Origin of the sequence: Neobacillus massiliamazoniensis (assembly GCF_001048695.1) — a bacterium.
GTDB classification, from domain to species: domain Bacteria; phylum Bacillota; class Bacilli; order Bacillales; family Cytobacillaceae; genus Neobacillus; species Neobacillus massiliamazoniensis.
Genome location: NZ_CVRB01000009.1, coordinates 42571 through 53787, shown reverse-complemented (window position 1 = coordinate 53787; position 11217 = coordinate 42571). Strand labels below are relative to the sequence as shown.

Genomic DNA, 11217 nt, shown 5'->3' with positions numbered 1-11217 from the left:
CTATGGGAGCCAGGATCAAACTCTCCAAGAAAGTTGATTTAGCTCGAAATTTACGTTGGCTTCACATCATTAAATGAAGTGAATAATTATTGTTTGTTGACGTTTTTGTTTGTTTAGTTTTCAAAGAGCAATCTTTATCATCGCTCGAAAGCGACTATATTATCTTACCAAGTTATCGTTTAAAAGTCAATAACTTTTTTTATTTCTTTTTTTGTTGCTGCCTAACTGTTTCACAGCAACGGATACTAATATATCATCATACAAAGCGAAGCGCAATAGGTTTATTTAAAGAAATAATATTCTAAATTTTTATTTTCTGCTAGAAATGAAAAAGTGCCGGTTTGTCCGGCACTTTTTCCATTTATTTATTACGCATTAACGGGAATAATAGAACATCACGTATAGATGGAGAATTTGTTAACAACATGACCAATCGGTCAATTCCGATTCCTAATCCACCTGTTGGAGGCATTCCATATTCTAATGCTTCAATGAAGTCCTCATCCATTGGATGTGCTTCATCATTTCCTTGTTCACGCTCTTTTAATTGCTCTTCAAAACGCTCTCTTTGATCGATTGGATCGTTTAACTCTGTGAAGGCATTCGCATGTTCACGAGCTACGATAAATAGTTCAAAGCGATCAGTAAATCTTGGATCCTCATCATTTTTCTTAGCAAGAGGAGAGATTTCCACTGGATGTCCATAAATGAACGTCGGTTGTATTAGTTTTTCTTCTACTTTTTGTTCAAAGAATTCATTTACGATATGACCATAAAGCATATGTTCATTAATTTCGATACCGTTTTCTTTCGCTAATCGGCGTGCCTCTTCTAGGTCAACATTCCATAAATCTACACCGGTATATTCTTTAATCGCATCAACCATGTGGAGTCTTGTCCATTCTGGCGTTAAATCAACCTCATACTCCCCATATTGAATCTTGGTTGTGCCGTGAACTTTTTGAGCAACATGGGCAACTAAGTTTTCAGTTAGGCTCATGATATCTCGATAATCGGCATATGCCTCATAGAGCTCAATCATTGTAAATTCTGGATTATGACGAGTCGAAACACCCTCATTTCTAAATACGCGGCCTATTTCATATACTTTTTCAAATCCTCCGACAACCAGCCGCTTTAAATAAAGTTCAAGGGCTATCCTAATATAAAACGGAAGATCAAGGGCATTGTGATGCGTAATAAATGGACGTGCAGCTGCGCCTCCTGGAATTGCATGCAACATAGGGGTTTCAACTTCCAGGTAGCCATGTGCATCTAAATAGTTACGTATTTCGCTAATAATACGGCTTCTAGCAATAAACGTCTCTCTGCTTTCTTGATTCATGATTAAATCTAGATAGCGTTGACGGTAACGCTGCTCAATATCCTTTAAGCCATGAAATTTATCTGGTAATGGACGAAGTGCCTTCGACAAAAACGTAAAATCCAGTACTTTTACAGAAAGTTCACCTGTTTTTGTTTTAAATACCGTTCCGGAAACCCCAATAATGTCCCCTAAATCAGCAGAATCGAAAATGTTATATTGTTCTTCCCCAATCGCGTCTTGTCTAACGTAAATTTGGATTTGGCCAGATAAATCCTGAATATGAGCAAACCCAGCTTTCCCTTTTCCGCGTTTTGTCATGATGCGTCCCGCTAGTATAGCGGATATATTTTTAGCTTCCAGTTCATCGTGATCAAGGTCGCCATATTGATTAATCAAATCCATCGCACTATGAGTGCGTTCAAAACGCTTACCAAAAGGATCAAGTCCCTCTTTACGCATGGCAGCCATTTTTTCGCGTCTGACCAGCAATTGGTCATTTAATTCTTCCAAATTCATTTCCTAATCAACTCCAATAGTTTCTTATGATGTAGAATTCTACACAAACAAAAGTATTAATTTTTCTATATACTTTATATTTTACACAATTTAAGAGGTTCAGACATTAAAAAAGTTCTAAATAGAATAAAAACTGCCAGTCCTACTGGCAGTTCAATCTTTTACAAAATTATAGAAAAAAAGATTCTTTATGTCAAATGACTTGAGCCTGTTCTTTTTCCTCTACTTCTAAAACTAAATCGTTTAATAACGTAACTAATTGATCTCTTGTGTCACACTCATTGATAGCATTCCGAACTCTTGCATTTCCTTGGACCCCTTTTAGATACCAAGCCGCATGCTTGCGCATTTCCCGAACAGCAATATCCTCATTTTTCAATGCAATCAAGCGATCTAAGTGGAGGATACAAACATCCATTTTTTTGCGAACAGATGGTTCATCCATTAGTTTCCCTGTTTCAAGGTATAGAACAGTACGGTAAATCATCCATGGGTTTCCTAAGGCTGCACGGCCGATCATCACGCCGTCAACACCTGTCTCATCCAGCATTCTTTTTGCATCCTGAGGTGTTTGCACATCGCCATTGCCAATGATAGGGATGTTAACGGATTGTTTTACTTCACGGATGATGTCCCAGTTTGCTTTCCCTTCATACATTTGCACACGTGTACGACCATGGAGAGCAACTGCCTTACCGCCCGCACGTTCGACTGCTTGGGCATTTTTAACGGCAAAAATATGATCTTCATCCCAGCCCATCCGCATTTTTACAGTAACTGGTTTTTCAACAACATCAACAACAGCAGAAACCATTTCATAGATTTTGTTTGGATCAAGAAGCCATTTTGCTCCCGCATCACATTTTGTAATCTTCGGTACTGGGCAACCCATGTTAATATCAATAATATCCGCATTGGTATTTTGATCAACAAATCGGGCTGCTTCTACTAATGTTTCTTTTTCACCGCCAAAAATTTGCAAGCTGAGCGGTTTTTCTCGCTCATCCATATACAGCATATTCATGGTTTTTTCATTTTTAAACACGATGCCTTTATCACTGACCATTTCAGCACAAACCAGTCCTGCGCCAAACTCCTTAACCGTTAACCGGAAGGCGGAGTTACAGACACCGGCCATCGGTGCTAAAACAACCGGGTTTTTCATAACAATATCGCCGATTTTTAACACGAAATACTCTCCTCTCCTATTCTAATAATCTTCACTTGGTGGTGCTAATTCATCTAAGCTTATATTTAAAGTTTGTTGGATTTTTTTAAGCAAATCTTCTCCCGGCAGACGGTTTCCTCTCTCAATCTCCCCCATGATTGATACAGAAACACCTAATTGCTTTGAAAAGCTTTCTTGGGTAAAACCCTTTAGTTTTCGATAGGCCCGGATACGTCTTCCCCATTTTTCTGCTTCCATACTCGCACTCCTTCTTTGTCTGCTAATTCATTTAAGTAGGTTTTAAGAGGCTTTTCCATCCTTGGAATGAAAAGGTCTGATTGAATCTCTAGCAAAGGAATCAGTACAAAGGCCCTCTCATGCATGCGCGGGTGAGGAACCATTAGCTTCTCTGTTTCAATATTTTCTTGGTTAAAGAGGAGAATGTCAAGGTCTATTGTTCTGGGACCCCATTTTATTTCCCTTTTTCTACCAAGTTTTGCTTCAGTATTTAAACACACATCTAATAACTCCTGAGCATTATAATCCGTTTTGATCTCTATTACCATATTTAAAAATAAATCTTGATCTTCATATCCGACAGGGTCGGTTTCATAGATCGAAGAAATATTTACTAACTGGATTTTGGTATCATGCTTTAATAGCTTGATAGCATTCATTAAATAATCATACCGAATTCCTAAATTTGATCCAAGAGCAATAAATGCCGAATTTTCCACTATTATCTACCCCTTGTAATTTCTACTGCTACAGACCTGTAATGGCCCGGTATTGGCGGATCTGGTTTTATCACTTTAACCTTTACTTCCTCAATAAGAGGAAATTGCTGCAGCAGGCTGCCTGCTATTTTTTCAGCAACTGATTCAACCAGCTTGTACGGCTTCCCTTCAACAATTTCTTTACAAACTTGATAAAGCTCGCCGTAATTAACGGAGTAATCTAGATCATCTGTCTCTCCCGCTTTTTTTAAATCCAAGGAAACAGTGAGGTCAACTGCAAAGCGCTGCCCGAGACGGTTTTCCTCTGGAAAGACACCATGGTAGCCATAAAACTCCATTCGATCCACATATATTTTATCCAATACCTTCACCCTTTCCCATTAGGGCATCCATCATTTTGGCCATTCTGCTCATTTCTTTAACATCATGAACACGAATGATTTTACACCCCTGTTGAATTCCATAACAAATGGTCGCACCCGTCCCTTCCATTCTTTCGTTCACAGGCAAGTCCAGTGCCGTACCAATCATGGATTTTCGGGAAGTGCCTAACAAGACAGGATAGCCAATTGCCGTAAGCTTATCTAAATGTTGCATCATGAGGATATTTTCGTGAAAGTCCTTCGCAAAACCGATGCCCGGGTCCAAGATAATGTTCTCATCCTTTACGCCGGCTTTTTTTACTATTGCAATGCTTTCATATAAATCATTGAGTACATCTCGGAAAAAAGAAGAGTAGTTTCGATCATGGCGGTTGTGCATTAAGATTATTGGCACATTGTACGCTGCTGCTACATCGGCCATTCTTTCATCTGCTTTTGCCCCCCAAACATCATTAATGATATGGGCTCCTGCTTCAATTGCCTGTTTAGCAACCTCCGCTTTATATGTATCGATAGAAATCGGTACGTTAACTTGCTTTGAAATAGCCTCGATGATGGGAATAACGCGTCTGAGCTCCTCTTCCAAAGGAACCTTTGCGAATCCCGGTCTAGTAGACTCTCCGCCAATATCAATAATATCAGCACCATTTGCAACCATTTCTTTTGCTTGAAGAACAGCCTTCTCCCTATCATTAAACCTTCCGCCGTCCGAAAACGAATCCGGTGTGATATTTAATATTCCCATCACCATCGTCTTTTTGCTAATGTCTAAGGTATATGGACCGCAATCGATTTTCTGTTCATTCACAGCTTTCATCCCCTTTTTCTTCCTAAAAAAATCTTGTCTTGTTTCATCATACAAAAGGTTTATTTTTTTCGCAAAGGCTCTTTTAAACTTGACTGTTGATTTCCGCTCCAATCAACATAGAGCAATATCAACATTAAGCTTTAACATAGCATTTACAAAAAAGAGGCGCCGGCCAACTACGCCAGCACCTCTATGGTTTTATTCAGCTTCATATTGATAAAGTGATGTACTTAAATAACGTTCGCCGTTATCCGGAATGATTGCTAGCACTTTTTTCCCTTTTCCCAACTTCTTCGCAACCTGTAACGCCACATGAATAGCGGCACCTGACGAAATTCCTCCAAGGATTCCTTCTTCTCTTGCTGCGCGTCTTGATGCAGCGAAAGCCTCTTCCGTTCCAACTTGAACAATTTCATCATAAATCTTTGTATTTAAAGTATCAGGAACAAACCCTGCACCAAGTCCTTGAAGCTTATGAGGACCTGGTTTACCACCGGATAGGACAGGAGAATCCTGCGGCTCAACGGCATATATTTTTACATTCGGGAAATTTTCACGTAGTACGCTGCCTGCTCCCGAAATCGTTCCTCCCGTGCCAATTCCTGAAACAAATGCGTCGAGTTGATCCATTTGCTCAACAATTTCTTTCCCTGTTGTTCTTCGATGAACCTCAGGATTGGCTTCGTTTTTGAATTGCTGCGGCATAAAATAACCATGTTCAGCAGCTAATGCCTCCGCCCTAGCAATGGCCCCTTTCATTCCTTCTGGTCCTGGTGTTAATACAAGCTCAGCACCATAAGCACGAAGGAGGTTCCGTCTTTCCAAGCTCATTGTTTCAGGCATAACAAAAATTGCTTTGTAACCTTTTGCGGCTGCAATCATAGCAAGACCAATACCGGTATTTCCACTCGTAGGCTCAATAATGGTATCAGCACCCGGTTTTATTAAACCTTGTTCTTCAGCAGCCTCAATCATCGATAAACCAATTCTGTCCTTTACACTACTACCTGGATTAAAATACTCAAGCTTCAAATACACATCAGCACTGTTTTCGTCTACTATTCTGTTTAACTTAACAATTGGCGTTTGACCGACTAGATCGGCAACTGAATTTGCTACACGAACCATTTAGGGCACCCCTATTCCGAGTATTTTGATTGGATTTATTAACAATTTACCAGTATTATGCTTGTTTTGTCAATTACTTTCCCTAATATTTTGATAAATTATTGGCTGTGTTAAACTTGCCTGTTGATTTGAGTTCCAGGCGCTTCGTTTTCGGCGGGCATTTCACTCCAATCAACATAGTTTTAAAAATCAACAATGACCTTTAACACAGACAAATTATTAAAAATAAGACTGCCCAAAAGGTCATACCTTTCAATCACAATATACTCTAATTCAACCGAGATATATTGTGTTTTGTGAAGGGGTAGACTCTTTTATGACAGCCTCTGACTAGTTTGTACCCTTTTTCCCATAAACCCAGTCTACATTTGCTTCCTTCCAAAAAGTTCCTGCTGAGACCGGTGTTTTTATTTGCTCAAGAGCCATTTGCCTGCGAACTTGCTCTTTTACCTCACTATACGAATAATCCTTGCCCGTTATTTTTCCTTCAAGCTTTACAATTGCGTATCCTTGGTCGACCTTAATCGGGGAGCTGACATCTCCTGACTTCAGCTTTTTAGCTGACTGAATATATTCAGCAGGATATCGCTCATCATTTTCAGTTATGTAACCAATATCTCCGCCTTCATTCGCTGAAAACTGATCAGTTGAACGTTCCATGGCTAAAGCAGAAAAGTTCGATCCTTGTTCTAATTCTTTTATTGCCTTAACTGCTTCTTCCTTTGTTGGAACAATAATCTGGGATAAGTGATAAGCAGTCGGAATATTAAATTGAGCTTTATTTTTTTGATAATAAGCTTGCATATCTTTATCTGAGAGGACAACATCCTTCGTCAGGATTTCTTCAAGAAGAAGGGTATTGTGAATTTGCTCCTTCCACTTTTTTTCATCCCTATTTTTATTGTTCCCAGGAGAGTAATTAGTGGTTTCCAGTAATCTATATTCCCGCTCTACTTCCTGATCTGATACTTGAATTTTATATTTTTCTGCCATATTTTTAATGACTTGTTGATCGATCATATCTTTTAGAACATCTTTTCCGTATCTCGCTACTAGTTCATCAAGCCATTGCTGACGTGAAATCGTGTTCTTCCCCACATTGGCTATTACCTCGTTCTCGGAAGCATTTCCGCTCGTTTCCTTCGATTTCGAAAGAAAAAAGGTAAACGTAAAGACATTTAGTAGCAATAAGGCGGCAATGATTAGCCAAAGCTGCTGTTTTTTCAAACTACTCCTCCCCCCATAAAAACATTTATTTCGCTGCGTTTCGCAACTCTTCTAATTCTTCTTTAGAATATTGATATCTCTCATTGCAAAAATGGCAGTGAGCCTCCGCCTTACCGTCCTCATTAATCATATCGGTAATTTCTGCTGCCCCCAAGCTAACAATCGCATCAGCAAAACGCTCCTTCGAACATGTGCATTGAAACTTCACAGGAATGGTTTCCAATATCTTTACCTGTTCTTTGCCAAAAAGCTCTGTCAATATTTCTTCAGGAGTTAATCCTTTTTCAATTAACTTAGAAATGGGTGGAATCTCTTTTAAGCGATTCTCTATTTTTGTAATGACTGCTTCTTCAATACCAGGCATCAATTGAAAAATAAAACCGCCTGCCGCCAAGATGGTATCATCCGGATTCACTAAAACGCCAACACCAACCGAAGAAGGTACCTGTTCAGACGTAGCAAAATAGTAGGTGAAATCTTCCCCTAATTCTCCTGAAACAAGCTGAATCTGACCGGAGAAAAAGTCACGCAAGCCGATGTCCTTGACAACCGTTAAGGAGCCCGTAGTACCAACCGCACGGCGGACATCAAGCTTTCCAAGTTCATTGGCCTCAAAATCTACCTCAGGGTTGGAAACATAACCGCGGACTTCACCCTTAGCATTGCTGTCAACAAGAATGACGCCAATAGGACCTCCGCCGTCAATTTTTATTGTTAATTTTTCCTCTCCCTTAAGCATGGCCCCCATCATCACCCCTGCTGTGAGAGTACGACCTAAAGCAGCCGAAGCCGTTCTCCATGTTTTGTGGCGCCTTTGCGCCTCGCTGACTGTCTCCGTTGTGCGGACAGCATAAGCCCTAATATAGCCATCATAAGCAAGTGCCTTTACTAAATAATCGTTCATCACCTATCTCCTTTCTAGCTATTCGTTTTTAGGTTCTCCATATTTCTTTTATAGATAAGCTTTAAGCCTTTTAAGGTTAAATATGGATCAACAATATCAATGATCTTTGATTCTTGGGCAATTAAAGTGGATAACCCCCCCGTGGCGATTACGGTTGGCTTCTTCTCGCTTTGTTCCATCATGCGCTTGACGATGCCTTCCACTTGTCCCACATATCCATACACAATCCCCGCCTGCATCGCTGCAACGGTATTTTTTCCAATCACACCTTCTGGGCGGGTGATTTCAATTCGCGGCAATTTTGCTGCTCTTGAATATAGAGCTTCAGTTGAAATTCCAATGCCAGGAGCAATTGCACCACCCAAATACTGACGCTGTTCATTGATATAACAATAGGTTGTCGCTGTTCCAAAATCGACAATGATCAGCGGGCTTCCGTATTCATGGATGGCAGCAACGGCATTTACAATTCGGTCTGCCCCCACCTCGCGCGGATTTTCATATTTTATGTTCAATCCTGTTTTGATACCAGGGCCGACAATAAGTGGTTTTCGATGGAAATACTTTTGACACATTCTCTCTAAGGCAAACATGATCGGGGGAACAACGGAAGAGATAATAATCCCATCAATATCCGAAAGGGAAAGGCCCGCATGTTCAAACAATGATTTTATTATCATTCCAAACTCATCTTCCGTCCGGTTACGATTTGTCTCAATCCTCCAATGATGACAAAGCTCATCCCCTTTATACACACCTAAAACAATATTGGTATTTCCTACATCAAATACGAAAATCAAAATGATCACTCACTTTTTCAGATTATTCTTTTCAACTGCAAACATAATACCATAATTATGACAATCATGATAAGAAAAGCTTAAGCGCCTCGTCCAGCCCCAACAGGCATAAGACAAAAAAAAGAGTGCTTCAATGAAGCACCCCATTTACTTATTACTTATAATCAATATCATCAGGAGGAAGGTCCAAGAAAGATGTTTCCTCTTTCTCCTTCTCTTCCTTTTTTATATTGATGTTTACCTTAACATCTTCTGTTTTCTTTGGATCTACCTTAGCTAATTCCTCAGGATTGTCCGGTAATTGCCCATTATCCACTAAATATTTGATTTGTTCTGCATTTAGGGTTTCTACTTCAAGCAATGTTTTCGCGATTAAGTCAAGCTTATCACGATTTTCTGTAAGAATCTTTTTACACCTTGCATATGATTCTTTAATAATCCGCTGAATTTCAAGGTCAATTTCATAGGCAATTGCATCAGAATAATTTTGCTCATTATGAAGGTCACGACCTAAGAATACTTGACCGCCTTGAGCTTGACCGAACTGCAATGGACCGAGCTTTTCGCTCATACCAAATTCAGTAACCATTTTGCGAGCAATTCCTGTGGCGCGTTGGAAGTCATTGTGAGCACCTGTACTCGCTTCCCCAAAGACAATTTCTTCTGCCACACGTCCGCCCAATAAGCCAACGATTTTATCAAGTAATTCCGGCTTTGTCATAAAGTAACGGTCTTCTTTTGGAAGCATAACGGCATAGCCGCCCGCTTGGCCACGCGGTACAATGGTCACTTTATGAACCATTTCCGCTTCATCAAGCACTAAACCAATGACAGTATGACCACCTTCATGGAAGGCCACAATGTTCCGTTCTTTTTCAGAAATTACCCGGCTCTTTTTCGCTGGACCGGCAATGACACGATCTGTTGCTTCATCAATATCAACCATGTCAATTTTCTTTTTATTAAACCGAGCTGCAACTAAGGCTGCTTCGTTCAAAAGATTTTCTAAGTCTGCACCTGAAAAACCAGGTGTACGCATAGCGATATTTTTCAAATTAACCGATTCATCCAAAGGCTTGTTTCTTGCGTGCACTTTTAAAACGGCTTCACGGCCATTGACATCTGGACGGTCAACAGTGATTTGACGGTCAAAACGACCTGGACGTAATAGGGCAGGGTCCAAAATATCGGGACGGTTGGTCGCAGCAATAATGATGATACCTTCATTTGCGCCGAATCCATCCATTTCAACCAATAATTGGTTTAAAGTTTGTTCACGTTCATCGTGACCGCCGCCAAGACCGGCACCACGCTGACGTCCCACCGCATCAATCTCATCAATGAATATAATACATGGAGCATTTTTCTTTGCGTTCTCAAATAAATCACGAACACGGGATGCCCCGACCCCAACAAACATTTCAACGAAATCAGATCCGCTGATTGAGAAAAACGGTACGCCTGCTTCACCAGCAACAGCACGGGCAAGTAATGTTTTACCTGTTCCTGGAGGTCCAACTAGAAGCACCCCTTTAGGAATACGGGCACCTAGCTCAGCAAATTTTCGTGGGTCCTTTAAAAACTCCACTACTTCGACCAATTCGGCTTTTTCTTCATCCGCTCCCGCTACATCTCTGAAACGGACCTTTTTCTTATCATCGTTATAAAGCCTTGCTTTACTTTTCCCAAAGTTCATTACTCGGCTTCCGCCGCCTTGAGCTTGGTTCAATAAGAAGAAGAAAAGAATAAAGATAATCACAAACGGGATGATGGAAGTAAAAAAGGTTACCCATCCGCTTGTTTCCTTCGCAGGCATCACTTCGACCTTTGCAGGGGATTTATCGATACGATCAAGAATTTTTTCACTGTTTGGAACATAAGTGATAAAGTTTTTCCCTTTATTCGTATCTTTCATTTCACCCCGGACTTCAAATACTCCTCGGTCTGGCTGCATCGTAAAGGATTTGACCTCATTTTTGTCTAAAGAAGAAACAAATTGATCATACGATATATGATTCGTAGGCTCATTAGTTCCATTAAAGAAGCTGACAACGCCAATAATGACTAAAAATATCAATAAATAAAAGATGGTATTACGGAAAATCCGATTCATCTCTTACCTCCTCCCACGGGTAAACAAACTATATTAAATAGTATCATAGAAAATCATTCCAATTCAAGCAATTACAACTAGTAACAATCTTTTATGTATTCTTCCC

11 protein-coding genes are annotated in these 11217 nt (G+C 40.1%); all 11 read right to left on the bottom strand.

Translation table 11 applies throughout. The features are described 5' to 3' along the window. Nucleotides 1-361: 361 nt before the first annotated feature. Nucleotides 362-1843, bottom strand: coding sequence for a lysine--tRNA ligase (gene lysS / locus BN1082_RS26695; protein ID WP_090640512.1), 1482 nt, complete (start codon nucleotides 1841-1843; stop codon nucleotides 362-364). 193 nt (nucleotides 1844-2036) lie between these two features. Next, complete coding sequence (gene dusB, locus BN1082_RS26690) at nucleotides 2037-3032, bottom strand: tRNA dihydrouridine synthase DusB (RefSeq protein ID WP_090640509.1); 996 nt, start codon at nucleotides 3030-3032, stop codon at nucleotides 2037-2039. A gap of 21 nt (nucleotides 3033-3053) precedes the next feature. Further along, nucleotides 3054-3269 (bottom strand): helix-turn-helix domain-containing protein, encoded by a 216-nt coding sequence (locus tag BN1082_RS26685; RefSeq protein ID WP_090640505.1) that lies wholly within the window; start codon nucleotides 3267-3269, stop codon nucleotides 3054-3056. After that, nucleotides 3221-3748: a 2-amino-4-hydroxy-6-hydroxymethyldihydropteridine diphosphokinase gene (gene folK, locus BN1082_RS26680; protein WP_090640502.1), complete on the bottom strand. Its 528-nt coding sequence runs from the start codon at nucleotides 3746-3748 to the stop codon at nucleotides 3221-3223. The genes BN1082_RS26685 and folK overlap by 49 nt, the downstream gene beginning before the upstream one ends. Before the next feature lie 2 nt (nucleotides 3749-3750). Then, the gene (folB, locus tag BN1082_RS26675; protein ID WP_090640499.1) at nucleotides 3751-4110 is read right to left on the bottom strand and encodes a dihydroneopterin aldolase; all 360 of its coding nucleotides are present in this window, start codon (nucleotides 4108-4110) and stop codon (nucleotides 3751-3753) included. Then, the gene (gene folP, locus BN1082_RS26670; protein ID WP_176699965.1) at nucleotides 4103-4948 is read right to left on the bottom strand and encodes a dihydropteroate synthase; all 846 of its coding nucleotides are present in this window, start codon (nucleotides 4946-4948) and stop codon (nucleotides 4103-4105) included. The genes folB and folP overlap by 8 nt, the downstream gene beginning before the upstream one ends. A 189-nt stretch (nucleotides 4949-5137) precedes the next feature. Next, nucleotides 5138-6067, bottom strand: coding sequence for a cysteine synthase A (gene cysK / locus BN1082_RS26665; RefSeq protein ID WP_090640496.1), 930 nt, complete (start codon nucleotides 6065-6067; stop codon nucleotides 5138-5140). Nucleotides 6068-6397: 330 nt separating this feature from the next. Further along, on the bottom strand, nucleotides 6398-7294 hold the full coding sequence (locus BN1082_RS26660) for a peptidyl-prolyl cis-trans isomerase (RefSeq protein ID WP_090640494.1): 897 nt from the start codon (nucleotides 7292-7294) through the stop codon (nucleotides 6398-6400). A 25-nt stretch (nucleotides 7295-7319) separates the two neighbouring features. Continuing rightward, nucleotides 7320-8198 (bottom strand): Hsp33 family molecular chaperone HslO, encoded by an 879-nt coding sequence (gene hslO, locus BN1082_RS26655; RefSeq protein WP_090640491.1) that lies wholly within the window; start codon nucleotides 8196-8198, stop codon nucleotides 7320-7322. A 14-nt stretch (nucleotides 8199-8212) separates the two neighbouring features. Beyond that, the gene (locus tag BN1082_RS26650; protein WP_176699966.1) at nucleotides 8213-8998 is read right to left on the bottom strand and encodes a type III pantothenate kinase; all 786 of its coding nucleotides are present in this window, start codon (nucleotides 8996-8998) and stop codon (nucleotides 8213-8215) included. Between the two features lie 154 nt (nucleotides 8999-9152). After that, nucleotides 9153-11111: an ATP-dependent zinc metalloprotease FtsH gene (ftsH, locus tag BN1082_RS26645; protein WP_090640486.1), complete on the bottom strand. Its 1959-nt coding sequence runs from the start codon at nucleotides 11109-11111 to the stop codon at nucleotides 9153-9155. Nucleotides 11112-11217 lie beyond the last annotated feature (106 nt).

Excerpts from the sequence above, each read along its gene's own strand:
- BN1082_RS26685 (WP_090640505.1), bottom strand. The coding sequence starts at position 3,269 with ATGGAAGCAGAAAAATGGGGAAGACGTATCCGGGCCTATCGAAAACTA.
- lysS (WP_090640512.1), bottom strand. The coding sequence starts at position 1,843 with ATGAATTTGGAAGAATTAAATGACCAATTGCTGGTCAGACGCGAAAAA.
- cysK (WP_090640496.1), bottom strand. The coding sequence starts at position 6,067 with ATGGTTCGTGTAGCAAATTCAGTTGCCGATCTAGTCGGTCAAACGCCA.
- folP (WP_176699965.1), bottom strand. The coding sequence starts at position 4,948 with ATGAAAGCTGTGAATGAACAGAAAATCGATTGCGGTCCATATACCTTA.
- ftsH (WP_090640486.1), bottom strand. The coding sequence starts at position 11,111 with ATGAATCGGATTTTCCGTAATACCATCTTTTATTTATTGATATTTTTA.
- hslO (WP_090640491.1), bottom strand. The coding sequence starts at position 8,198 with ATGAACGATTATTTAGTAAAGGCACTTGCTTATGATGGCTATATTAGG.